Below are 25,000 nucleotides of genomic sequence, written 5' to 3' on the forward strand. Positions count from 1 at the left end.
GGCGCCCCCATGTCCTGTCCTACCCCTTACGCACCGCGCGCGGTCGACCGCCGCGCGCTGGCCGATTTCCGCGCACTGGCCGGCCGCATTGACGGCAACGGTCCGCGCTACACCTCCTATCCCACCGCCGACCGCTTCCATGCCGGCGTCGGCGAAGCCGACTACCTCGCGGCGCTCGCCCACAGCGGCGCCGCGCCGGATGCGCCGCTCTCGCTCTACGTGCACGTGCCGTTCTGCGAGAACATCTGCTACTACTGCGGCTGCAACAAGATCATCACGCGCGACCACGGGCGCAGCGCACGCTACGTGCGCTACCTGGCGCGCGAGACCGCGCGCGTGGCCGAAGGGCTGGGCGCGCGCCGGCAGGTCCTGCAGTCGCACTGGGGCGGCGGCACACCGACCTTCCTCGATGAGACCGAGATGCGCAGCGTGATGAACACGCTGCACACGCACTTCGACCTGCCCGCGCACGGCGAGCATTCGATCGAGATCGACCCGCGCGTCGTCGACGACGCGCGCATGGCGCTGCTGGCCGAACTTGGCTTCAACCGTATCAGCCTGGGCGTGCAGGACTTCGACCCCGAGGTGCAGCGAGCGATCCATCGCGAGCAGTCGGTGGAGCAGACGCGCATGGTGGTGGATGCGGCACGCCGGCTGGGCATGCGCTCCATCAGCATGGACCTGATCTATGGCCTGCCACACCAGAATGCGCAGCGCTTCGCCGTCACCATCGAGCGCGTGCTGGAGATGCGTCCGGAACGCCTCTCGGTCTACAGCTACGCGCACCTGCCCCATGTATTCAAGCCGCAGCGGCGCATCGACGAAGCCACGCTGCCGGCGCCGGGCGAGAAGCTGGAAATCCTGGTCGCCACCATCGAGAAGCTGACCGCGGCCGGCTACGTCTACATCGGCATGGACCACTTCGCGCTGCCCGACGACGACCTGGCCGTGGCCCAGCGCGAGGGCAAGCTGCAGCGCAACTTCCAGGGCTATTCGACCCATGCCGGCTACGACCAGATCGGCCTGGGCGTGTCGGCGATCGGCGCGGTGGCAGGCCGCTACGTGCAGAACGCACGCACGCTGGATGACTACTACGCCGCGCTGGATGCAGGCCACCTGCCCGTGATGCGCGGTTTCCAGATGTCTGCCGATGACCACCTGCGCCGCGAGATCATCGGCGCGCTGATGTGCAACGGCGTGCTCGACACCGCTGCGCTGGGCGCGTCCCATGGCATCGATTTCGAGGCTGTCTTCGCCGCGGAACTGGCCGACCTGGACCGGCTCGCAGCCGATGGCCTGGTGGTGCACACTCCCGGCAGAGTCGAGGTGACCCCGCTCGGGCGCCTGCTGGTGCGCCGCGTGGCCATGGTGTTCGACGCCTACCTGCGGGCCGATGCCGCACGCCCGCGCGTGGCCGCCGACGAGGCTGTGGTCGCACCGCTGGTGCGTTACTCGCGCGTGGTGTAGCCAGTATCGGCAGCCCGGCGCCCGGGCTGGCTCCGGTCACCGGACACAAAAAAGCCCGCGGCATGCCGCGGGCTTTTTGCTTGGGGGAAGACGCCGGCCTTACTTGGCGGCGGCGGCCATGTAGTCGGCCGCGGCGAGCACGTCGCTGTCCGCGCCGGCGTAGCCACCCTTGGGCGGCATCACGCCCTTGCCCTTCAGCGCATAGTTGTGGACGACGTCCATGCCTTCCTTCAGGCGCGGCGCCCAGGCGGCCTTGTCGCCGAACTTCGGCGCACCGGCCACGCCGGCTGCGTGGCAAGCAGCGCAGACCTGCTCATAGACCTTCTTGCCGGTGTCGGCCGAAGCGACTGCCGGGGCCGCTGCGGCAGCGGCAGCGGGTGCAGCTGCAGGTGCGGCGGCAACGGCGGCCGGAGCCTCGCCTGCCGGCGCAGAAGCCGCTGCGGTGGCACCTGCCGCGGCCGGGGCGGCGGGCTCGGGGAACTTGGCGCCGCCAGCGTCGGCCATGTAGACCACGGCGCGGCCCAGTTCGTAGTCGCTATAGTCGTCGGGGGTGGTGCCGGCGCGCGCCTGCATCGCGCCCTTGCCGTGCATCACCGAGTTGAGCAGGCCGTCGAAGCCCTGGCCGATGCGCGGGGCCCAGTCGCCGGCGTTACCGTACTTGGGTGCGCCTGCCGCGCCGGTGGCGTGGCAAGCCGAGCAGACTTCCTTGTAGACCTGTTCGCCGGTCTTGTAGACGCGCGGCGCGTTGACGTCCTTCAGTTCGAGCGAGGCGATGGGCTTGATGCGGTCGGCGACGGCTTCTGCGGTATCCGTGGCGCCGGCGCCTTCCTTGGAGCCGTGGCCGACGAAGTTGACCAGCAGGATGATGACCAGGATCGGCACCAGGAACGCGGCGATGACTACCGCGATCAGCTGCTTGGGCGTCTTGATGGGAGACTCGTGTTCGTCGTGTGATTGTTGGACGTCGCTCATGTGCTGAACTCTCGTTTTTTGCAGGAAACCTGTCTGGCTGTCTGGCCGCACGCGTTCAGTTCTGATCGGTTCGGCCTCTTCTTCTGGCGCCACCATTCGCGCCACGGTTGCGTCAGCGGTGGGCCATTGCTCCTCCTGCTGGCGCCGCCGCGACTACTGCTGCGCACCAAGTGATGCGAAGCGGTCCCGTCCTTGCACAAATAGCTTGCGATTATAGCGGCAAAGCCCTACAGGCAGCGGCGAAAGCGACGGCTGCGTGACCTGGCTCAAATTGGCGGTCGCGCCCGTATTGGACGCGTGAGGACAAACAGGGTATGCTATGCGCCTTTCCGGCGAAGGCTGTCGTCTTCGCCACCTGCTCTGCGCGCCCGTAGCTCAATGGATAGAGTACTGCCCTCCGAAGGCAGGGGTTGCTGGTTCGATCCCAGCCGGGCGCGCCAATCCTGACAAGGGATTCCAGCACTTTTCCCCTGTGGCGGTAGGCAAAAACTGGCGGAAAAGACAGGATCTCCTTACGCCAGGTGACCCAAAAGAATCACCGAGGGCGCTCAGCTCCTAGTTTTCCGCCTTCGCACCGGCTTCGACGCCTCGCGCGCGCCAGTAGGCTTCCTGCACTTCGCTCCAACCAAGGCGGACCCCGCACTTCTCCAGATCGGCAAGGACTCGTCGACGAGTCGGCGACTCTCCTCGGGCGACGATTTCCTGATGCGCGCGACAGTACGCCTCAATTCGGCCCCTGGCGCGATGGGCCGACTCATGACGTTTGCGATTTCGCGATGCCTGCACGACTTCCCTAGCTCTGTCGGGGGAATGGCGCCGGATGTACTTTTGGTTCACCCCTGCTGCCTGGGCCACCTCCATCAGAGTCAACTGCTGGCTTTGGACTTCGTCGATCTTCTTTTCAACGGCGCTCCAGTTCAGCTTTCCGTTCCTGCAGCGCGGAGCATGGAGCTGAAGAGGCGCCTTCGTTAGCTGAGGCTTGTACCGAGGCACGATGTCATTGTTTAAAAGCACGTCGGAAATCAAACAATCAAACGCTTGCGCCATCCGCACGACCGCAGGGAAGGACGGAACTACATGTCCATGGAACCACCCGTGCATGTTGTTCTTTGTCGAGCCAAGCATTCCGGCGAGCTTCGAATACCGTCCATTGGCCACTTTGCGGGTCATCTGATGGAGAAAGTCTTTAACGCCCTCGCCATTCACCTGGGCACCTTTTACCCATCGCGCGTTGTCGAGGAATTCGCCGACTCGTCGTGCCGCATCGATTTCATTAGCCTCGGCTTCGCATGTCGGCGTGTTGCTAAGGTCGTAGGCGCATTTTGGGCAGACGCCAGGCACATATCGCCCATACGGCTTCGAAGGTTCGCCGTGCAATTTGCAGTACGGACAATTTTCGGGCAGCCGAACACCGTGAGTAGGGCATGCGCGAACAACATCGATGCTCCACAGGAGGCGGTTGTACACAGGGCGCCGCTGCTCCACATTCGCCTTGTAGCAGTGCGGGCAGAACCGTTGCGACTGTGCAAGCAACTTCGACTCCGGCAGCAGATGGGCGACCGGCAACAGCGTCAGCAACTCCAGATTGGGCTGGAGCGTGAGTTCACTAAGGGCATCGCACCAATCTCTTGCTTGTCTCCCGCGCCCACGGTTTGCCGGGTGGTTCCAAGTATCCATCACGCGAGAGCGCTCGACCCCCCGTTTGCGCAGGACATGCGGAATCACCATTCGCCACGCAAGAGTGCCAGGAGGCAAATGATGTGCGTCGCTGACACGCATAAAGAAACTCACCAGATCCTCCAGGGTCTGTCCGCACGATCCCATGATCGGGATTGCACTTAGCAAAGAGCGAGGCGGAAGTTCGTCTGGCCAATGCGACACCGTGCTGAGTTCGACGCAGATTTCATTACTAACCGTCATGCTGTCGCTCCCTCCGCATCAATGCCTTCCTGTTCGTCTTCGTCCTCGAGCTTACCCGCGGCCTTCAGTCGCGCTCGAATGGCTTCTTCGCTCGCAGCGTACTGCGGCTGAGACGTCCAGTGCTCGAATGGCTTCATGTGTTCTTCGCCTAGGATGATGTCTTCGATGATCGTGTTGCGCTTTGCGTCGGATGGCATGGCATGCCAGAGATACTCGTCACTCCATGTGCCAGGGTTCGTCTCCTTCAGTGAAGCCTCCACAACGGCTTGAGTGATCGTATCGGCGGTTAGGCCGCCAAGCCGACAGCATCCTTCATAGAGAGTCGCAGCGTGACGCATGAGGTCAGGCGCCTTTGCAAGCGGCAACGCATGGGCCAGCGTGTTGAGGTAAATGCAGTAGTTCTCAAACGAATCGAAGCGCCGAAAGTGCACAACGTTCACGCGCCTGGCCAGTTGTGCGGTCGTTTCGATGATCCTCTCTGCTCCGTACGCTCCCAGCATGAGAACATTCATTCCCCCAGCATTGGCCAGAGACTTGAGCACGTTCCCGTAGACCTTTGCGTCCGCCGCCGAGTCTACAAAGTGCCCGCACTCGTCAAGAATCAGGTGTCGAAGCTTGCGATTGACGATCGCCCGCTCGAACGCCGCTCGCAGGCCCGGCTTGTAATTCGGCATATCGCCGCCGTTGTACGTCGAGTTCTCTGGCGCGATGCGCTCCTCCGGTAGCGCGTCATGCATTGCAATCCCACATCGCCGATGAAAGAGATTCCAGTCAACGCCACCTTCCTTCTCCGATGGTGGGACCTCGACGTAAGCCGAGGGCACGCAGCTTGGGTCGTCACGTAAGTCGGCTGAAAACTGCTGCAAGGAATGCTCCATCATGCAGCGTGCCAGCGTAGTCTTGCCCACGCCAGTCGGTCCCACTACGACGGTGATCGAGATACCGGTGCCGGGTGTGAGAAGGCGAGTGACGTTTGTGATTGCTTCCTGAAGCTGTGGGTGAATGGCGCGTTGCTGACGCATGTACTTGATTTTGATCTGAACATTGCCAGCGATCGCTTCGGCTTTTGTGAGCTTGGCCATCATCGTCTCTGCTGATTGCTGCCAGGCGATTTGCCTGGCTAGACATGGAAGAAAGTGCCACCTGCGCTATTGCAGGTGGGGACGGTGCTTCTGTGCGTAGTGCGCCGGCGTTACTGCATGGGATACAGATCGTTCGGGCCGAGCTTAGGGGCCGGACGCGCGACTGGGGGTACGTAGGCAGGCATGGGCTTGGGCTTGCTGCTCTTGGCCTTCGCCGGCGGAACCGTTCGAACAGTCGAGCCCATGCCCCGCATCTCGTAGACGTCCTCGATATCGAAGTCATCCTTTTCCGCGACGCTGGCGTTGCGAGGCAGCTTTCTGAAGACAATCAACCGTTCGATGTCGGCCGCCGTCACGTCGCGTCCAATCCGTCGCAGCGAGATGCGCATCGAATCCATCATGTATCGCAACTCGATTCGGCTCATACGTTTGGTCGCGGCAAAAAGATGGCAGATGCATCGCTTCCATTCGCCATCAACATTCGCAAACGCCACACCGGCGTTCCACGGATCCAGCTTCACTTCTACAGACTTCTTGTGGTGCTTGGGGCTGGCAAAATCGGGACACCAATAGTGCAAGTGCCCAATCTTCACGCCACGCAAACGATCCACGATCCGGGTGCGATCCTTAACCGGCGGAACGCACGTAAGCACGCAAAATTGCGAGTCATAAGTGACCCGACGATTGAGCCGCCAACCGGTCTCGGTGAGTCGGCGCTCCATGTAGGAGCGTGGTGCCTCTTGAATTGCAGGGTGAACCTGGTTGGCGTAGATCTCGAAGAAGAAATAGTCCAACAAGCCGTGCAGTTGAGGCAACGTAGGCGCATCAGCGTTGATCGGATTGACCTGCTTGGTGACCCTCCGCACTTGAAGCGTGGCCTTGGTATTGCCGGCAAGATTGTGGATCAGCATCTTGTCGGTGGTCCCAAAGAGGCGTTCACAAACCGCGCCGAACCTAGCCTTATGGGGCGGACGGTATCGAATGCCAGTTCGCGTGGCGATGAGAAGTTGGTCAAAGGCCCATGAGTGGAACTCCTTTCCGTTGTCCACCACAACGAGCGAGGGCATTCGGCCGTGGCGATGGACAATGTCCCTACACAACATCATGCAACTCACGATACTCGGCGCATGCACGCTGAGGTAAAAGCCAACCACCACACGCGTTTCAGCGTCAATTGCAAGCGAAAGCCACGGCCGAATTTTGCGGATCTTCCCGTTGTGAAGCCGGATGGGCACCCGGAGCATCAACTTCGTGTGATCGAAGTGGACCATCTGAAACGGACGGACGCCGTTGATCTTCGTTTCTCGCTTGAGATAGTCGACGGCCGGTGTCTCCTGATACGCGGCACGAGAGCCGCGTCGGTGTTCTACGGACTTCCGTCGGTTGTATTCCTTGGCAAAACTCTGGCGCGAGCAAGCCTTGATGCTGCGCTGGTGGCATGTCACCCTGTACTCGCGGTAAGCGTCCGCTGTGAGGCGATCGGTGGGATTGTTGTCGGCATTCGCCATCTCCGCGATGATGTGAATCGTCTCATCGCCCAGCTTGGATTTCTTGCAGCCACGCAGATGCTTCTTGCTCACGAGTGCGAGAAGCTGTTGATGCTCGGATGGGCCAGCATCGCGCACGGCGCGGCGATAGCGAGAGAGTGTTCGGTTCGAAAGGGGCGTTGTGACGGGACCGAGGAAGGATGCACGGACGAGATTGAGGCGTTTGCGCGCTTCAATGAGCTGGGCTTCCGTAGGGACAGCTACCGAAGACCAATCCACTTCACCCAGTGCTCGCTTCGAGACAAGCTGAATCGTACCGCCTTCAACAGCCCTGGCCAGATCATCGACCTGCCACGGCTGGTGCCGTCCTTTCCCGTCACGGAGGATGCAATTTTGGCCGTTCAGCAGTTCGACAACGAGGATCTCGTCGCCGTGCCGAAGTTCGGCGCCGACCTCGAGATTTGTATCCAGATATTCTTCGACAACGTGGGAGACGGGGCGACTCGCTTGCACCATTTCGAGATGCGCTTGTGTCTCGCAGATGATGGTGTCGTGATGATTGGAGAGGTCATCATGCAACAGATCCACGAAGACGAGTCCGTCTGCAATGGCCTTGTAGGCGTGATCGGCCGTAAGCCGAGGGCCTGCAAACTCCACTGGCTTAACGTACTGGTCATCGCCTTCTTCTTCGGTGGGTGTCGCACCAGGAAGAAGGTCAGCCAAAGACAATGTGTGATGACGCGCGAGAATTTCCTGCATGAGCCTCCACGCCGTTGGGTCCAGCGCGGGCGCGTCGACTTCGCGATAGTCGGCCAGGAACTCGATGTTCTGAATGAGTTGTGGCGGGTTCTCTTCAGCAGTGTGAATCGAGTAATCGATACCCATCTTCGCGAAGTACTCTTCGCGCTCCGGGCATCGGTACCCGTTCTCTGTCTTCTCGTAGCGATATGGAAAGAGACGAACGAGTTCGTCCATGTTCTCGCGGGTCTTCCATTCTTCCAGCAGGAACCTGTTCTCAGTGATTCGCAGGATGTCCGGGGTATAGCGGGCAGGCGATTTGTATGGCTTCCGTGGAGAACCGTCTCGTCGGGTTCCCTTTGGCTGAACCACCAAGTCGATGACCCGCGAGGGCGGCTGGACGTAGAACTCCTGGGTTTCCATGTCGTAATCGTAGCGAAGTACCGCACCTTGTTCCGCGTAAAGACTTTCGGTCGAGATGCGTTGAGCCATTTTGCGACTCATGTACTTCGACACGACATTGCCCTTGCGGGAGCTAGGTGTGCGAGAAGGGCCAAACTTTCGCGCCTGGCGGATGTAGTCTCGGCCGGCTCTGGGGGTGCCCTGTTGCTCGAACCTCGACTCGAGCTCTGCAGCAGTAAGTCTTGCCATGGTGTGTCCTCTTAAGTTGGAAGTTGGACGTGTCTTCAACTCACGTGCGCAGCCTGTTCACACGCCAACCGTCAATCGCTTCGAAGCGAGATGCGATGGGTCGACGACGCTGACGTTGAATGGGTGGCACAAATTCGCGCGCCAACCGATCGAGCTCGGTGGCGCGCAGCGATCCCTCAGTGCATTGCGATATCGCGACCGAGGTTGTGAAGGATTGCAGTGAGGCCCTGGGAACTCTTGAGCGAGAGGCCTCGCCGAGTTGGAACGGACGGGGTTCGGTGATGATGCGCGGTCTGATGTCGAGCTCTGGCCCGAGACGCGAAAGTGCAGCGCTGACGAATGACCTCTTCAGCTTGCTCGGCAAGCATGGTTGCCGCAGCCAGATTCAATTCTTCGATGAGGCAGTCAAAGTCGTAGTTATCGATGAAAGTCGTCTTCATTTTCTGAAAGAAGAGTGAGCGCGTCCCTGCATCCGGAAATGCATTGAAAATAGACGAGCGAGTTAGCGGCCGGCGCTAGTGCGCGAAGGCCGGAAAGCGGGCGAGCACAGGCGACGGACTACGGGAGTCCGCGTCCGAACGTGATGCCGTTAGGGGCGAATGTCGGGATGGCGCCGAACAGGCAACTGGCCACGCGCCGACACGGTGCAGCCGCGGAAACGGCATGTACCGAGGGGGCGTTTTTGAGGGTAGGCGAGAAAATGTGGACGAAAATCCACAATAATGTGATGCATGATACTCTCAAGTGTCAAAAAAGTGAGCAAAGGCCCGCCTAAAGGCGAACGTTTACCTTGACGCCCAGAGTCGCACCTGAGAGTATACGCGCGCGTCCCAACGCGGCGCATTCACAGATGCGTCTCAAGGGCCAAGCATTAGGTCGCACTTTTGCTTGGCCCTTATTCCGTTTACGCACGGGTCAATCTCAGACCCGTGCCCCCCGGCAGGTGCCAAGCAAAAGTGCGACCTAAATTCTGTGCACCACTCCGCTGATTCCTGTCTACGTCCTCCCTGCCGTCGCATTGCAGGGGCTCGTCGCATTCATCGCTGCCATAGCAGCCCACGTCGCGGTACGGCGTGCATGATATACGCGCGAAAAAAGAATTGGCAATAGTTTTCGGTCAAGAAATTCCCGCCGCGAATGCTTGTCAATTCTTGCTCGAGTTGCTATATCGCGAGCGACCCTCTCATTGCGAATTTTGCAAAGATCCCCGAGCAATTTCTGCTAGCCCGTGGCGCGAACCTGGGAACTGTGAAAAAGATGGCTCAGACGCTCCAGTGAGTCTTTCAAATAATTCCGAAAGGCCGCATCCAAAAGGTTGTCGTCATCGCAGAAAAAAATGGCTCGATGTTGGAGTGCTCTGCTGATCGGTTCGTTGATGTCCTCAATGATGATCCAGTAGGGGTTGTGTCGTTGTTCGATGCTTGTCGTGATGATCTGTCCTCGCGAGGCCAAGACCATTGGAGAATCGCTTGACGGGGCATCGTCAGCCACCGGATGCGATGCGACCATCAACGACGAAAACCCCTTGTTTATAGGTACTTTTGTGGATCCTCGTGATGTCATGAAGAGCCTGAATGGGGCGCCTGCGGGGAGACACTTGCGCAGCAGATCGCAGCCCTTATTGATCGCCGCCCCGCGGCTTCCATACGCAGGCTCGACAGCGTGTCGGCGATGTCTTTCGCGCCCGTCCAGGAAGACATCGTCATTTACGTACAGGTCGATCTCGTCTTCGAAGAAATTCAAGGTTTTTTTCATGTGAATTTCGATAGAAAAATATTGCGAAAATTAGACGAAATTTCACGGAGGACGCTGTCGGGGCGGGGGCGCGTGCGGCAGGGAGGCGACAGAAGTTTGAGGCGGTCTTGAACAACTCAATGACACTCCACTGGAAGTGTATAATAGGTATTAAACGCGATTAATCTTTTGCTACTGAACGCGATGCGAAAAGATGCGTCATGGAGATCGTCTCTGTTGGGCGTCTGCAAGGCACTCAATGAGCGCAGTTAGTGTGTGTACCGATTTTGGGTCGGCGATGCCGTTCGTGTGAGGGAAGACGAACGACCGCGTTCCGAACTCGGGAAGCGCCTGCGTAGGCTCGCTGTCGATGAGGATCGGGAGCGCCGGATGGCGCCATCCGAGGTCGCGTCGCAGCCAGTCGCGGCGTGGAACATTCTTGCGGAATCTGAAATGACGCGAGCCTGGAATCGTCGCGCCAGCGATGTAAGATTGAAGTTCTAACGGAAGTTGGCGCAGCGAAGTTATGTAGCCGACCGAAGCGACCCACCAGGTGTGGAGAACGATTTCGGTATCTGGATGCGAGGCGAGCAGCGAGGCAAGGAGGCCGCAATGCTCGAAGAGTTTGTGGTTGCCGGCGTGAGATAGCCGGGGCAGTTTTCCTTCGCCCATGGTCACACTGCGTGGGTGAAGGACGCCATCGAAGTTCAGGTAGATCGTGCTCAGCACAATGAGCTCCCTAGAGATGTTGGCCACTTTACGGTCATCGCCAAAGCGTCAAGCGCGGGATTAGAATCGGGACGTCTCACATTCCGACTTTGCTGTCGCGACGTTGGAAGGGGCGGCGTTTGACTCAAAGACTCCAAGTCTGCGTGTCCTGTTTCGAGGGAAGAACTCGTGAGCCATACGGAATCTGCTTGGACTCGCCTGGCGTCGCGCACAGCTCGCGGACTACTCGTTCGAAAGGGGGTCACACACGAAGAGCTGATTCGGCGCCTCGCGTCCCTTGGCGTCGTTGAATCGGCCCGCGCGGTCGAAGGGAAGCTGCTGCGAGGTTCGTTCCGCTTCAGCTTCTTTCTGCAGATCCTTTGTGCAGTCGATTCCGACCATCCTGCTCATTGGAAGCACGTCATCGAGGGCAGCGCCAACTGGGACGATGCTTCATCCAGGATTATTCGAGCCGAACTGCGCGCGAACGCCGCGTCCGTACAAGAAGTTTGTGCCGCGCTCATCCGAAGCGGTATGGCACTGGATCCGCCAGCGACGGAGGTCGCTGTGGACAAAGGCACGTTCTCACTCGTGCTCTTTCTGCAATTCTGTCTGGTATTGCAGATCCCGGAGATCGGAAGCTTCGTCGATCTCTCCGACATCCGTCGTACCGCAGAAGAGGCGTTGCCCGCGTAGCGATCGCCGGAGTTGTTAAGCATCTACGTATGGGATAACCCTCACCACCATCGTAGTGCGAAGCACGACAATTTCAAGCGATGGTTACACATTGGCCCAGAGGCAATGTGTCAAGCAACCTCGGCCGCGGAGTCTGCAAATCAGCGTTTGACTTCGCTGGACGGTGGACTATAGTCCGTCTTGCATCAGTTCTTGATGCAATCGTTACGCGATAAGTAGAACGAAACTGCGTAGCCGTCTACCTCCCCCGCCAACCGCTGCAGTTCCACACGGTCCTCCGTAGCCATCCCACGAGCCGTCAGAGAGGCTGCTCGGCTGAGCCGCAACGTCTGGCGTCCCTTGCGAGCATCATGGAAACGAAATTCAAGGGACCTATCAACAGGTCACCCCCTGTCGACTTGCAACCCGTCGTCGCATTGGTGAACTGGCGCATCGTTCAATCGCCCTTCAGGACAAAGCACTTCATCGGGGTGAGCATCGAGGAGGGCTGTGCCCGAGTTAGTAGTGCGATTGTCGCGTTTGACGAGGCATCGTGCACAGGATTCACCCTCTCCGGCCGGGAGTATCACTTGCTAGGTGAGTCTGCTGCAGACGACGACGCGTCCGACCTGTTCACGGCGATGTACGGCTGCGCGCCCGTTGAAACGGATGTGGATGGCATTGCCGCGAACGGGGCACGCGCACACCAAGTCAATCACTTCCACGACGAGAGCGATTCCTCTTCTGACTCCTCCAATGGGTTGGACGGAGAAGGCCTCGACTAAGGAGCCCTCAATGACCGATATCACTGAACTCACAAACTGGCGGGTGTTTGCCACATCGACAGGCAGCATTCACTTCGCGGGGTACCGTCTTGAGGACAATCGACCGTACGTGAGTCCTGCCATTTTGTTCTATGACGCAATGTACAAGACCGGTGTCTCCTGGAGCGGTGCAGAGTTCATCCTTCTTGGTGAGCACGCCGCCAGTCGGCTCGATGCGGTGGTGGCGCCATACGTCGCGTTCGACGACAGACTATCGCGGCTGATGGACCTGAGCCAGATCTATTCGTGCGGGCTCGCTTCAAAGCCCGTTGGAAGCGCGTTTCGGATTTCGGCAGGACTACGGGCAACTTGGCGGGCTGGCGGTTTCGGGGCACGGGTAGCTCCGCCCGCGAGCCGCAGTGGCGCCGCCGTACGGGAGCAGCGATCTACCGTGAAGGTGCACGGGCACTGCAAACACACGGGGCTTCGCTCATAGGATCTCACCGGCTCTCGGATGGGATATAGCCATGAAGATCGTCGGACGCCGTAAGCCACGCCCGCGCATTGAGGTCGGCACGGAGAATGCGGCACCGAGAATGTCTACGAGAGGATCTGGGAACCCGGATGCGCAAATGATGCCCTACAACGCGATGATCGCGATGGCGATCGATCATGCAATTGGCCAAAAACGCATGACGCGGGAGAGCGCGGCGGCCGCGATTGACTGCCCTGAACTCACCCGATCCTCAACAGAAAATTCTCTAACGTAAGCGCCTCGAGAATTGGATCACTTCTCGTCCAGATCAAGCGGTTGCCATGCTCAGTGCTAAACGGGCATCGACTGATTGCGCCGAGGGCCGATGCTGCGGCTAACGGATGCAGCATCGCAGCCGAGCTTCACGCGACCAACTTGGGGTTCACCCTGAAGGAGAACAACTATGAACGTCGCAGCTAAGCAGTCCGGGCGACCAAGCGTCCCTTCAGAGGTACTCCATTGTCGGTGGCTATACGCTGCGGCACCTGGTATCGATGCTTTCTATTCGAATGACCGTACAGGCAAATGGTGCGTCTTCAAGCCACGCGAGAGCATCGACGCCGCGTGGCGGACCGTCCAGGCGCTCGTAGCGGCCGGGCAATTTCCCTGTGCAAAGTCCTCGACAGCAGCGTCGAGTAGCTACTACTCCGATTTCGTCATCTGTGTGTACACGACCGATTGGTCGGATATGGGAGCGCTGCTCGAATCCAGGGAAATTCTCCGCCTCGCTGGATTCGAAGAGAGACTCGGGTACAAGCGGGACGTAGACACCGCGAACGGCGTGTACGGGCCGAACGAGTGGTTTCTCAAGCTTTGAGAAGAGCAAAGCCTGGCCGCAGCCTGAGACGATCCAACAACGACGGCTCGCACGCAAGAACCCCAAGGAGGGCGCCCCAAAGCGCTGACAGCAGGCGAATCCTAAGAGCAGAAAACGTACGTTACGCGAACCGGCCCAGGTTATAGATGACGACGACCCAATGAACTTTGTCGACGTGGCGAAGCGCTTGTCCATCAGCATCCCGTACGCCTTAACGCTGATGGAAAGCGGGGCGCTAGGAAAGGTAACTGTAAAGGATGGAGTGTCGTATGTGCTGTCCACAGCCGTCGAGGCCTATCGCAGGGCGCAACCACGACGCGCTGGTAAGGCGGGCGAAGTTTCAGAGTCGGAGGGATTGGATGAATGCGACGACCTTCACCCCATTTCAGGACCCAAGAAGCGCTGAGCAGCAAGAGGTCGCCGACATGCCCGAGCAATCATGCACACGGACCCGATGTGTGAGATCCCGCAACGCCGGTGGTCGCCGTTGTACCGGGTATCGGCTTCAATAGCAGTTTGCTGGCCGGCGCTTCGCGACCCTTCTGCGACGTTCGACACAACTACCCTGGTTGGCTGTGATGGTCGAGAAAGCGCCATTCGACTTGGATTAGGGGATGGCCGAAGCCAGCCTAATAGCTGCCACCCACGCCTCGCGCTGTGGATGTGTTGGCGAGGAAGCAGGCGTCCCGGCTCCACGCCCGCGGCATTCGAGACAACGTCCTCAAAACGGCCCCGCCGACGGATCTGGAAGTCACTCCAGTCGGCAGGGCGCCCAGACGTGGCTATTCCTGGCTGTTGTCGGTCACGCCACGCAGGTATTCGATGCAGGCGACGTAGGCGCTCCGGTCCGGGATTTGCACCTGTTCATCGTGCATTGCCGCCGTGAAGTGTGACCAGTCACGCAGGATCTGCTCGCCCAGTGCGAGCGATGTCAGTCCATGCGCGTTAGCTTGGTAGGGCAAGCCAGCATCATATTCCACCAGAAGCGGCATGATCTCGGTACGTCCAAGCCTGACGGCGGTGTGCAAGGCGTTGTTGCGCTCACCATACTCGACGTTCCGCGACTCTGGCATGCGCGCGAGAATGGCAACGACGCACTCGGACGAGCCGCCCCTTACCGCGGCGTGCAGCGGCGTCCTGCCCAGATAGTCCTGCTGGTCAACAGCAGCGCCGGCTTCGAGCAGCGCACCGACAATCTGAACGTCGCCGGCGTCCGCCGCCAGCATGAGCGGGCTTTGCCGCTTGAAATCCGCCAGGTTCGCTTGTTCAGGCCACGCTTTGAGCAGAAGGCAGATCGCGTCGCGGCGCCGTTCGAGGTGCGCGGCAAATTTAGCGACATCGCCGGCCAGTTCGTCCGGAAGCAGGGCGCTCAGGAGCGGCATGTTCGCGTCGGAAATGTTGAGAAACTTCAGCCAGATCAGCAGGACAGAATCGCCGCGTACGCTGTCCGTCTGCTTATCGTGAAGCGCTTTGGCATTGCTGTCGAACCACCGCTGAAGGCTGTCCCAGTCTCCTTCTTCGATCATCCGGAATGTTTCACTCATGAACGTCTTTGCCTGGTCCGCGATGAGCGGGCGCCGCCTTGCATAGCCCGGATATGGCTTGTAGAGGTCGTCCCAGAAGTGTTCGGCGACCTGCTTCGCAACCTCCTCAATGCTGATGTTCATGGGGTCGCCTTCGATCATGTTGTGCATCAGCATGATGCGGTACTGTCGTTCATGCTTGGAGGGCATGAGACGCCGGTCCGCGACGAGCGTCGCGAAGAGGTCATGCGCCGCCTCGCCGATCATCGATCCGAAGTTGCGCTCAAAGCCACGGTCGACTGCCTGCTTGAAGAACTCGGCGGCCTTGCGGAATTCGTTGCGCGCGAGACAATGCTTCGCGCGATATTGCAGGAGCGGCAGCGCCCAAAGATCTCGGCCGGGGCTGCTCTCGGCTTCCTCCAGCAGCGCCTCGACGCGCTGTTCGACGTCGCCTGGCCTGTCCGAGATGTCGCAGTTGATCAGACTTCCGAGTGCACAGACAATCGCGCCGACAGTCTCTTCGGGTGACTTCGCGACTTCACGCAGTCGCACAAGCGCGGCCTCCCGCGCCCTCGGCGAGATGTCGTCGGACAAGGCCAACTGGCTGACCACGGAGTAGTCAGATTCCGTCTGCAAAAGGCGCCACGGCGAATGCCTGCGGAACAGGTCTTTCAGTTCAAGCTCCCGTTGCAGAACCTTGAAAAAGTCGTTCATCAGCGAGATCTTCGTCTGGGCGACGCGGGGCCAGTCCGCGCTATCCAGCGCGAAAAAGTCGTCAAGGGGCGCCTGCGGGTCCAGCTTGGCGAAGCGGTGCGTCAGCAGATCGCCGACCTCGGTATGCGCGGTGGGTCGGTGCGAAGGCAAAACCGACTGAAAAAGCGTCGCTTGATCCTCGGGCGGCAGATGAGCCTCGAACCACGCGTTCTGTTCTGTTTCGAAGTCGGCGCGTTTGTAGGCCTCGACGGTCAGGTTGTAGCTGAACTGGACGAGGGCGAAGAGTTGCAGGACCTTGTTCTCATTGGCATTGGTACAGGTGAAATCAACGTCCGGACACAGAAACTCGACGAGGCGCTTGTAGCCATCCTGCACCGCACGGGCGATGCGAAGGCGCTGACGGATGGTTCGCATCGACGGCCTGCCATAGCGAACCGCGAGCAGTCGTACGAATTCGGCTTTTTCTTCGGTCGACGCCTGGCCGTTCATGATGGCTTCGATGCGGCCCGGCTGCGTCATCGGGATCTGCGAGCGCAGTGCCTGGGGATCCAGCCGCTTGCGATCAACGAAAGCCAGCGCGGCGGCGAACCGGTCCTCGTGCGGCAGTTCCGCGGACACCTCGAAGGTGCCTTTAAAGTTCAAAGCGGAATCATTCGGAAAATATTCCTCGATCGTCTTGACCTGGGGGATCGTCCCATGTTTCCACTTGTAGAGTGAGCGCTCCATCGAATCCTGCTTGCCGCTAGCGCGCCCCTTCGCGCTGCCCAGATTCGCTGCGAGCTGATCCATCGGCAAGCCGAGAAGATCGATGATCCAGTCGACCACCTGCTGCATGGGTAGGGCAAGTTGTTTCGTCTTCTGGTCGACGTGAGGAAGGAACCAGAACTCGCCGCCTGGCATGCCGTGGTCAAAGGCTTCGCCGAGATTCCAGTTTGCGATCAAGCGTCCGGCCGCCGGAGCGTACGTGAAAGCGCACAGATGCCAGACGACTTGCCGAGCGCTGGCGTCAAATGTCCAGACATTCTGAGCAAGGAGACGTTGGAAGCCCGTCCAGTCGCTCAGGTTGAGAAAGGCGTCACGGCGGGCAGCGTCGCTCATCTCGAGCGCATCGAAAATCCCTTGGAGCTCGCTTGCCACCATGTCCAGGTGATTCTCGAGCGTCATTTCGAGATTGACGAACTCACCTTGCTTTTTCGTCGGCCGACGCTTGAGGCCAAGGCACTGGCTGATTTCAAGCAGCACGGATTCGAAGGTCGGGAGGGTGGCCATGAAAACGTCCTGACAAGTGGATTACAAGCCTCATTCTCTGCGATGGAGGGAAGGAAGCCAATGAACTTTCGCGTCCCCCATGTTTTCGGCCCGCTGCAAACGGAGGGGACGGGCAAGTTCATTTCGGGGCGAGACGGCTCTTGGCAATCTGGGGTGACCCACCACCCACCGGAGATCCCCCTTGCTGCAAGCCGAAAAAGACCGTCAGTCCATCTCGCGTGAGTTGGTCATCAACTGGCATGTGACCGAGGCGTGCAACTATGCCTGCCGCTACTGCTACGCCAAGTGGGACAAGCCCGAGTCCCGGCGTGAACTGATCCACGACTGGGCCGGCACGACGCGCCTGCTCCCGGAACTCAGCGCCTACTTTGCCCCCGGGAGCGCCGCCCATCCGCTTGCCGGTGCCATCGATTGGACGTCCGTCCGCCTGAACCTCGCCGGCGGCGAGCCGCTCCTGTATGGCCAGCAGGTCCTGCGCATCGCGGCGCTTGCGCGCGAGCTGGGGCTTGGCGTCTCGATCATCACGAACGCCAGCTTGCTGACGCCCGTGCTGGCCGAAGGGTTGGCCGAGCATCTGTCGTTGCTTGGCGTCAGTCTGGACTCCGCATGCAGGGTGACCAATCGGCAAATCGGTCGTCTAGACCGTCGAGGGAGGCAGCTAGCGCCCGACACGCTGGAAGCAAGCCTGGCGGCCGCGCGTCGGATCAACCCGGGACTTCGCCTGAAAATCAACACAGTGGTCAACGCCCTGAACTGCGACGAAGACATGACGCCGCAGATCAGAAGACTGGCCCCGGGGAAGTGGAAGGTGCTCCGGATGCTTCCGATCGTGACCACCGATCTCGCCGTCTCCGACGCGCAGTTCTGCGCCTTCGTGCAACGCCATTCCGGCCAAGGCCTGCCACTGCGCGTGGAGGACAACTCCGACATGACCGAGTCGTACATCATGATCGATCCGCTCGGGCGCTTCTTCCAGAACGCGGATGCTCGCGGCGGGTACCGCTACAGTCTGCCGATTCCTCGCGTCGGCGCGGCCGCGGCATTCGCGCAGACGGCGCTGTCGTCGTCGAGATACCTGGCTCGATACTCTTCGACGGAAACCGAGCGATGAAGTATTCCACGGGGAAGGAGATTGACGTCTTGGTGCGCCGACTCGTCAAGGAGGGCTGGCGATTCAGGCGAGGAGGCAGACATGGCCGCCTGCTGCACCCGTCTGGGCAAGGCGCGGTGATTGTCCCGTGCACCCCAGGCGATCGGCGGGCCTGGTTGAACTTCAAGGGCGACGTGAACAAGGCGCGTCGGGTCAGGGGCGAGGGCTCCGGCTAGGCCGGGCCGCGACTGTGGCTGGCCGGCTTAATCTTCGATGATGAGGGCGGCGGTCACGCATACGGACCCATCTAACCGTCGGCCCAATTTGCCGGCCCGCTGGGGTAGAAGTAGCCTCATTCGACCCGGGGGAGCGCGATGGCCGTAGCCGGGCTGGCAACGGCCGTAGTAACGTCAAGAGTGAACGGCGGAAACTCGGCCGACTCGGCCCTCCGACGGTGTAGGGACGCATGGCCGAGAATGGCCGGTGACGGACGTCTCTTTCGTTTGGGGAGAGTACGGCACGTTCGAATTGCGAACGATTTATCGTTCCAGGATAAATGCCGATAATTGGTGGGGCGACGCGTGGACGGTTGGCTGGCAGCGGCCGCGGCAGCCTCCACGCCACACTATTTTCGAAAGTCGTCGCCGGTCAAAACGATTGGCTTATCTGACGGCATGCGCCGGCTCCTGGCGGCAACGTTCCGGATTCGCTCCCACGCCGCAAAGAACGCAGATCGCATGTTTGCGTCCAGGGCGGAAGATTCCGAAACGTCTATTTGCAGACCAAGGTGGTCCTCCAGCGCTTCCCGCGTGACCACGAAGGCCTGGTTCCATCCCCCAATGACATACTGGAACTGAACGCCAAGTCCGCCGTCGACTGCGGCGACGTGAACTCCAATCGGGTAGACCATAGTGCGAGTTCTTTGGAAGTTGCCTGACGCCAAAATAGCATGAGCATTCACCCAACGCTGAGGTTGCATCGAAGTGGGCGTCGTACACCAGGGACAGTGAGCGCCAATGATCCGATCCAACCGACGCCTATCCGCACAGCAGTTTGCTGTCGGCGCTTCGCGACCCAGCAGAAGTTCGCGCCTCGCAGAAGCGGACGTCCGCGATGCGCCGGCGATCGTCATCTAGTCAGGTTGCACCTGGCCAGTTCTAGGAAGAACCACCTGCCTGTGGCAACATGTGCCGTCGAAAGCGCGCTAGGTCTCGCATGTCGCTCAACGCTACACTTCTCCAGGACGCATGCTCATCGTCACCATGGGATCTCGGCAACGAGGTCCTCTACTCCCTCTGCCGTGCGCATCCAACGCACGCGAACGGCGCGGGAGTCATTGCCAAGGTATGGCTCATCGGCCGCTCCTACGCCGCTGCGATTGAGCGCGGACGCGGCAGGGCAGAAGACAATGACGACTTCTACATTGACGTTGTGGCGCCGCAGATCGTCGCGTCTCCAATTGACCAATGGCTACAGCAGCTAGCCAAATTCTCTCATCCGAGCGCCGACTCACTACCCCACATTCTTCGAACACACGCGCAAGTCACCGCGCTTTTCGGTCAAATCAGTGGATTGGAGAAGCGTTCTCTCGCATCAAAGTACCTCCACTTCCACTTGCCGCACCTTTTTTATATCTTCGACACGCGAGCTGTCGAGGCAATGCGCAAGCTATCGCGCCTCGTGGGCCGAGCGCCCGTCACTCCGGTGGACGCCGACTTGGAATACGGAAAGTTCGCGTTAAAGTGCCTGCGCCTACAAGAACACACCGCTCAGGAGTTCGGCATTACTGTGCTTCCGCGTGGCCTCGACAACTTGTTGCTTCGGCTCTATAAGAGCGAGCACTAACTCTTCGTTTGCGCCGGGGCGCCATGGCGGATGAGGCTAGCCCTCGCGGGGTGCCGCGCCTGCCGCGGCACCCATCCCGGCACCAACGTTAGGCATCCGAATGCGACCACTGTTCACTATCCATGCAGGCGAATACATCGTTGGCGACTACATCGAAGAGCACTTTCGCGATCTAAGAGTTTGGATCCCCTCGAAAGACGAAGGCGTGGATTTGCTCGTGACAGACAAAGCCCATCGCAGGGTAGCCTCATTGCAGATCAAGTTCTCAAAGGACCACTTGGCCACCGGGCGGGATCGAAATGCCACCCACGCGATTAAGTCGGGCGGCTGGTGGCGCTTCGACCTGGAGAAGATCGCTCGAAGTACTGCCGACTACTGGGTGCTTGTCCTCTGCGAGTTCACTCGTAGAAGCTATGATTTTGTCATCATCGAACCTAAGGAACTGGCACGCCGGTACCAGCACATCGCGCCGGACGCCGAGACAATACAGAGCTATTTCTGGGTCACTCGGCAGCAAGAGTGCTGGGAAACACGTGGTCTAAACAAAGAGGAGTTGGAACAGGTTTGCGACGGATCCTACAGGAACGACACCAGGCGGTTCTCGCACTTCCTAAATCGATGGCAGCCATTCGTAGACGCCTAACCCCTCGTCGTAGGCGGTCCCGAGAACGCGCCGCGACTCTCGCGTGGTACTTGAATGTCGGCTCGCAGCACGAAGCGGCCAGTGCTCGCGTGGAAGCAAGCATCTACGCGCGCCAATAGGATGGCGAATCTCGCGCAGAGAAGCAGAATGGATCGCATACCGTCTTCGTGAGCTTTGCGTGTAGATTGGGGCCAGCATGCAGGACATCCTCTTCCTATCCGCCCCATATTAGGGTCTGTGACGGCGGGTGCAGTGTGGCTGGCCACTCGGCCTACAGGCTCCGTGAAGAGTTCCAAAAAGTGGAGGAGCTTACGACCTCGCCGCCGCAAGGTGCTCCGGCGAAAACTGGCTAGGAACCGTTCGCGACGATCACGAAACACCTCAGGCGCGCCCATCCGGCGTTCGCTTGAACAGCGCTATCTTTCTGATCTTGCGCTGCTACTGGTCAGCGGTCCAGTCGGAAGCTGATCTGACGGTATTGGTACAGAATCGACTTCCGTCGGAGATGATCATCCGGCTGCACGACGCCGGGTTCGCATGGGAGGAGATCGCGGACATCGTCCCACTCCAAACGCGGGGGCATGCACATGGCCGGTCGAGCGGTCCGACAAAGTCATTCGCCTTGCCCGGATACTTGCACGAGCCAATAGGACCTTTGGAGAGTGCGCGGCCGCGTTAAGATGGCTGCGAACAAAGCAACATCGCTTGGGTGGCCGATGAACTCCGCTTCTGCACGCAATCGGCGACGCGCAATGCGCCGACACGCGAGGTGCCTACGTCTACGTCTCCACTACATTCAATACGCCGTCGCAGACGTTCGCGATGACGTACTCGAGGCATGGATTGTGGCAACGCGTGCAAATGCTGGCAGGCTGCCCGCCGGTCTGATCCTCGACCCAGAGCTGGCCACCGCCGTCGAGCAAGCAATAACGCGCCCCCTCCACCTGATTCCATCTGTGCCGGTGCGCGGATCGCGCCGAGCAGCTCGTGCGCTAAACGCGGAGGGCGCCATTGCCCTCGGAAAAGAGCTAGCCGCTGGGCTGCGAAAGTAACCGTCGGATCAATCCGGCTTTTATCGCGAGTTTGCCGAGCCGGCTCGCACCGGTTCGCTTGGTGAACGAAGGATTGTTGCAGGGGTAAAGATTGGGGAAGAGGGCGGCCGGCAGGGGCCCGGCGCCCGCAGCGATCAGGCCGCCAGTGCCAGGCTGCCCTCATCGGGGCCGGCCGCCGCCGTCTGTGCGACCAGCGCCTCGGCGAATCGGGCCTGGCAGGTTTGCCGATCCGTTAGCCCCGCGCGCAGGTCGGCACACAAACGTCTCAGTTCTTCGACGCGCGTGACAATGCGTTCTTGCTCTGCTAGCGGCGGCAAGGGGATGAGAGTTGCTTTTACCTTGCCAACATTCAGGTTGGGCTGCGCGCCTCCCGCTGCTAGCTCGCGAATCTCGTCATAGCTTTTCTCGAAGAAAAGCTTCACGTACTTCCGGTGGTGAGCCTCGCCATTAACCAGAACGATGGCAGCGCAGGCCTGGTTGGTAGCTGCCGGCTCCAACAGCTCAGAGATTTGCCCCCGCGTTTTGCCCTGGCCGTACATCGCAACTATCAACGTGTGCACGGGATAGACCGTCAAACTTGTTTCGCGCAAGGCTAGATCAGAAACGTGTTGCGCTGTGGATGCGATAAAGGGCGCGCCAGTTTCACCACTCGTGACCCAGTTGACAGTAGGGGGAGCAAAGTAGTCCGGTCTGTCTCGTGATGGAGTCGTACCCGTTCCCACCGCGGCGATCTGATCTAACTGGCACCACTTCCATCCTACCGGAACTTCGTAGGGCTCCTCGTCCTCAGGGGGGGCAGAAGCAGAAGACCTCTCTCGCCTGATCTTGCCTTCAATAACAAGGCGCTCCTTCTGCGCGCGGATTTCTTGGATCAGAGTGCTGGCGGCCTCCTCTTTAGAATCCTGCGGCACGAGCATCCCCGCCACTGCAAGCCGCAGAATCGTCTGCTCGAGCGCATCGACGGCTGCCGGGCGGTCGAGCAGCAGGTCGAAGTGCGCGGCGACACGGGCCCAGTTTTCTGCCAGGGCATGCGCCGACTCGCTCGCGGCCAGCGCCTCGAACAGCGTCGCCGTCAGGCGGGCGTGCTGCTCCGCTTCCAGGCGTCCGTGGGCTTCCAGTTCGTCGCAAAGCTGCATCAGTTCGTTGACCTTGGCAACGATACGATCTTGCTCATTCAGTGGAGGAAGCGGGACAAGGATCTTCTCCATTTTCTCCTTGGTCATATGCACCATGGCAACGCCATGACCAGAGGCCTTGATCTCTTGGGTCTTCTCTTGAAGGAACGTGTACAGGTAGTGTTTATTCAGGTGTACATCTGAGTGCGGGACAAGTTTCCAAATGTGATAGTGGTAGATCGCTCGCGGACCAGACCAGATGAAAGGGCCAAAGGATGCCGACCATGCATATAGCAAGTCGCCTGGATCGCAATACTTGTCGGCGTCAAGCTTCAAATCAGAGTAATACCAGTGATTCGAAGTGAACAAATTTCCCACGCGGAGGACAGGCACTTCACCAGCCTCTAGCAGCTCGTGCTTGGCATACGCTCGTCCGTTCAAGACGGAGGTGAGATCCGAGAGTCGCGCCCACGTCCACGACTTTGGAAGCTCGTATGGCCTCTCCTCTTGCTCGCGCTCCGACTTTCGTTTGCTACGCCCCGACGTGACGGCCCCAATTCTTCCTTCTTTTTCGGCCAGAATCTTAGCAAGCAGATTGCCCGCCGGCTCGTCATCAGCATCTTGGGTTACCAGCCTGCCCTGTACTGCCATAGCAAGGATCAGTTCGCGCAGACGAGCGATGCCACCGGGCGCGGTGGCCAGCCATTCAAAGCCATCGCTGAGCTTCATGCCCGGCCCTCCAGTGCGTTGGCCAGAATCCCCTTGAGCTGGTCGCGCAAGGCCTGCGCCTCGTCGGTCAGCCGCCGGTACTGGGCGAGCAGTTCATCTGGGTCGTGGCTGATTGCTTCGCCCTGGTGCGGGTTCTTCTGGTCGAGGTTGAAGCCGTTGGCCTTCAGCGTGTCGATGTCGACCTTCCAGGCGAATTCGTTCTCCACACGGCTGGCAAAGCCATCGGCCTCGCTGCCCCACCAGGCCTTTTCCGGGGCGAACTCCTCGATGCGGATGGGCTTGGTCTTCGAGTAGCTCTTGTAGCCGGGGGGGTAGGGGTGCTCGTAGTACCAGACCTCGCGCGTGGGCGTGCCCTTGGTGAAGAAGAGCAGATTGGTCTTGATGCCGGTGTAGGGCGCGAACACGCCGTTGGGCAGCCGCACGATGGTGTGCAGGTTGCACTCGGTGAGGAGCTTTTCCTTGATGCGACTTTTCACGCCCTCACCAAACAGCGTGCCATCGGGCAGCACCACCGCAGCGCGCCCGTTGTGCTTGAGCAGCTCGATCATTAACACCAGGAACAGGTCGGCCGTTTCCCGCGTGCGCACGTCGGCCGGAAAGTTGGCCTCGATGCCCGGCTCTTCCGTGCCACCGAACGGCGGATTGGTCAGGATCACGTCGACCAGATCGCGGTTGCCATAGTCGATCAGCGGCCGCGACAGCGTGTTGTCGTGGCGGATCTGCGACGGCACCTCGATGCCATGCAGCATCATGTTGGTGCTGCACAGCAGGTGCGGCAACTGCTTCTTCTCGACCCCGTTGATGGCGTTCTGCAGCACGATGTCGTCGTCGGCCCGCTGGCGCTGGGGCTTCAGGTGCTCGATCGCGCAGGCAAGAAAGCCGCCGGTGCCGCAGGCCGGGTCGAGCACGCGTTCGCCGAGGCGCGGGTTGACCTGGTCGACCATGAATTGCGTGACCGCACGCGGCGTGTAGAACTCACCCGCCGTGCCCGCGCTCTGCAGGTCCTTGAGGATCTTCTCGTAAAGATCGTTGAACAGGTGCCGCTCGCTGCGGTTGTTGAAGTCAATCTCGTTGATCTTGTTGATCACCTGACGCAGCAACTGGCCCGACTTCATGTAGTTGTAGGCGTCGCTGAACACCTCGCGCGCGACGAAGCCGCGCGGGCTGCGCTTCTCGTCGGCATCGAGCGCCTTGAGGGTCGGGAACAGGTCGCCATTGACGAACTCGAGCAGTTCGTCGCCGGTGATGCCTTCTGGATCGGCCGCCCAGGTGCGCCAGCGCAACCGCTCCGGCAACGGCGAGCGGAATGTGTCGCGCAGCAGTTCGAGCTCGGTTTCCTGGTCGTCGAAGATCTTCAGGAACAGCAGCCAACTCAGTTGGGAGATACGCTGGGCGTCGCCGTCGACACCGGCGTCCTGGCGCAGGATGTCCTGCACGGACTTGATGAAGGTGGTGCTGATGGTCATGGGG

20 protein-coding genes and 1 tRNA gene are annotated in these 25,000 nt (G+C 60.1%); 12 read left to right on the forward strand and 9 right to left on the reverse strand.

Features of this window, described 5'->3' with window-relative positions; genetic code table 11:
* The first annotated feature begins 9 nt into the window (after window positions 1-9).
* On the forward strand, window positions 10-1,467 hold the full coding sequence (gene hemN / locus AC1Z3O_RS19475; protein WP_483517337.1) for an oxygen-independent coproporphyrinogen III oxidase: 1,458 nt from the start codon (window positions 10-12) through the stop codon (window positions 1,465-1,467).
* Window positions 1,468-1,566: 99 nt separating this feature from the next.
* Here the strand turns inward: hemN and AC1Z3O_RS19480 are convergent, their stop codons facing one another.
* Window positions 1,567-2,439: a c-type cytochrome gene (locus AC1Z3O_RS19480; RefSeq protein WP_483517338.1), complete on the reverse strand. Its 873-nt coding sequence runs from the start codon at window positions 2,437-2,439 to the stop codon at window positions 1,567-1,569.
* 364 nt (window positions 2,440-2,803) lie between these two features.
* Here AC1Z3O_RS19480 and AC1Z3O_RS19485 point away from each other — a divergent pair.
* Window positions 2,804-2,879 (forward strand) — tRNA-Arg (locus AC1Z3O_RS19485).
* Between the two features lie 115 nt (window positions 2,880-2,994).
* Here the strand turns inward: AC1Z3O_RS19485 and AC1Z3O_RS19490 are convergent.
* From AC1Z3O_RS19490 to AC1Z3O_RS19500, 3 genes are all read right to left on the reverse strand, one after another.
* A complete protein-coding gene (locus AC1Z3O_RS19490) occupies window positions 2,995-4,359 on the reverse strand; it encodes a TniQ family protein (RefSeq protein WP_483517339.1) in 1,365 nt (454 codons plus the stop codon).
* Window positions 4,356-5,444 carry a TniB family NTP-binding protein gene (locus AC1Z3O_RS19495; RefSeq protein ID WP_483517340.1) on the reverse strand — a complete coding sequence of 363 codons (1,089 nt, stop codon included), beginning with the start codon at window positions 5,442-5,444 and terminating at the stop codon, window positions 4,356-4,358. The genes AC1Z3O_RS19490 and AC1Z3O_RS19495 overlap by 4 nt, the downstream gene beginning before the upstream one ends.
* A 107-nt stretch (window positions 5,445-5,551) precedes the next feature.
* Window positions 5,552-8,158, reverse strand: a complete 2,607-nt coding sequence (locus tag AC1Z3O_RS19500; RefSeq protein ID WP_483517341.1) for a hypothetical protein — start codon at window positions 8,156-8,158, stop codon at window positions 5,552-5,554.
* Window positions 8,159-8,436: 278 nt separating this feature from the next.
* Here AC1Z3O_RS19500 and AC1Z3O_RS19505 point away from each other — a divergent pair, with 278 nt between their 5' ends.
* Entirely contained in the window at window positions 8,437-8,775 is a 339-nt protein-coding gene (locus AC1Z3O_RS19505) for a hypothetical protein (RefSeq protein WP_483517342.1), read from the forward strand.
* Window positions 8,776-9,538: 763 nt separating this feature from the next.
* Here the strand turns inward: AC1Z3O_RS19505 and AC1Z3O_RS19510 are convergent.
* A complete protein-coding gene (locus AC1Z3O_RS19510) occupies window positions 9,539-10,072 on the reverse strand; it encodes a hypothetical protein (protein ID WP_483517343.1) in 534 nt (177 codons plus the stop codon).
* A gap of 198 nt (window positions 10,073-10,270) precedes the next feature.
* The gene (locus AC1Z3O_RS19515) at window positions 10,271-10,780 is read right to left on the reverse strand and encodes an HAD domain-containing protein (RefSeq protein ID WP_483517344.1); all 510 of its coding nucleotides are present in this window, start codon (window positions 10,778-10,780) and stop codon (window positions 10,271-10,273) included.
* Window positions 10,781-10,948: 168 nt separating this feature from the next.
* On the opposite strand from AC1Z3O_RS19515, the gene AC1Z3O_RS19520 reads away from it, so the two are divergent.
* From AC1Z3O_RS19520 to AC1Z3O_RS19545, 6 genes are all read left to right on the forward strand, one after another.
* Window positions 10,949-11,455 (forward strand): DUF6471 domain-containing protein, encoded by a 507-nt coding sequence (locus AC1Z3O_RS19520; RefSeq protein ID WP_483517345.1) that lies wholly within the window; start codon window positions 10,949-10,951, stop codon window positions 11,453-11,455.
* 350 nt (window positions 11,456-11,805) lie between these two features.
* Window positions 11,806-12,219, forward strand: coding sequence for a hypothetical protein (locus AC1Z3O_RS19525; protein WP_483517346.1), 414 nt, complete (start codon window positions 11,806-11,808; stop codon window positions 12,217-12,219).
* A gap of 10 nt (window positions 12,220-12,229) precedes the next feature.
* On the forward strand, window positions 12,230-12,694 hold the full coding sequence (locus AC1Z3O_RS19530; RefSeq protein ID WP_483517347.1) for a hypothetical protein: 465 nt from the start codon (window positions 12,230-12,232) through the stop codon (window positions 12,692-12,694).
* A 31-nt stretch (window positions 12,695-12,725) separates the two neighbouring features.
* Window positions 12,726-12,968, forward strand: coding sequence for a hypothetical protein (locus AC1Z3O_RS19535; RefSeq protein WP_483517348.1), 243 nt, complete (start codon window positions 12,726-12,728; stop codon window positions 12,966-12,968).
* A 168-nt stretch (window positions 12,969-13,136) separates the two neighbouring features.
* A complete protein-coding gene (locus tag AC1Z3O_RS19540) occupies window positions 13,137-13,550 on the forward strand; it encodes a putative phosphothreonine lyase domain-containing protein (RefSeq protein WP_483517349.1) in 414 nt (137 codons plus the stop codon).
* 160 nt (window positions 13,551-13,710) lie between these two features.
* A complete protein-coding gene (locus AC1Z3O_RS19545; RefSeq protein WP_483517350.1) occupies window positions 13,711-13,956 on the forward strand; it encodes a hypothetical protein in 246 nt (81 codons plus the stop codon).
* A 376-nt stretch (window positions 13,957-14,332) separates the two neighbouring features.
* Here AC1Z3O_RS19545 and AC1Z3O_RS19550 read toward each other — a convergent pair whose 3' ends face one another.
* Entirely contained in the window at window positions 14,333-17,056 is a 2,724-nt protein-coding gene (locus tag AC1Z3O_RS19550) for an ankyrin repeat domain-containing protein (protein ID WP_483517351.1), read from the reverse strand.
* A gap of 181 nt (window positions 17,057-17,237) precedes the next feature.
* On the opposite strand from AC1Z3O_RS19550, the gene AC1Z3O_RS19555 reads away from it, so the two are divergent.
* From AC1Z3O_RS19555 to AC1Z3O_RS19565, 3 genes are all read left to right on the forward strand, one after another.
* Window positions 17,238-18,167, forward strand: coding sequence for a viperin family antiviral radical SAM protein (locus tag AC1Z3O_RS19555; RefSeq protein ID WP_483517352.1), 930 nt, complete (start codon window positions 17,238-17,240; stop codon window positions 18,165-18,167).
* Between the two features lie 1,194 nt (window positions 18,168-19,361).
* On the forward strand, window positions 19,362-19,991 hold the full coding sequence (locus AC1Z3O_RS19560) for a hypothetical protein (RefSeq protein WP_483517353.1): 630 nt from the start codon (window positions 19,362-19,364) through the stop codon (window positions 19,989-19,991).
* Window positions 19,992-20,091: 100 nt separating this feature from the next.
* Window positions 20,092-20,634, forward strand: a complete 543-nt coding sequence (locus AC1Z3O_RS19565) for a hypothetical protein (protein WP_483517354.1) — start codon at window positions 20,092-20,094, stop codon at window positions 20,632-20,634.
* 1,186 nt (window positions 20,635-21,820) lie between these two features.
* Here AC1Z3O_RS19565 and AC1Z3O_RS19570 read toward each other — a convergent pair.
* Both AC1Z3O_RS19570 and AC1Z3O_RS19575 read right to left on the reverse strand, forming a co-directional pair.
* On the reverse strand, window positions 21,821-23,530 hold the full coding sequence (locus AC1Z3O_RS19570) for a restriction endonuclease subunit S (protein WP_483517355.1): 1,710 nt from the start codon (window positions 23,528-23,530) through the stop codon (window positions 21,821-21,823).
* Window positions 23,527-24,996, reverse strand: coding sequence for a type I restriction-modification system subunit M (locus tag AC1Z3O_RS19575; RefSeq protein ID WP_483517356.1), 1,470 nt, complete (start codon window positions 24,994-24,996; stop codon window positions 23,527-23,529). Before AC1Z3O_RS19575 ends, AC1Z3O_RS19570 begins: the two co-directional genes overlap by 4 nt.
* Window positions 24,997-25,000 lie beyond the last annotated feature (4 nt).

It is taken from the genome of Cupriavidus sp. 09_S30, assembly GCF_056930435.1.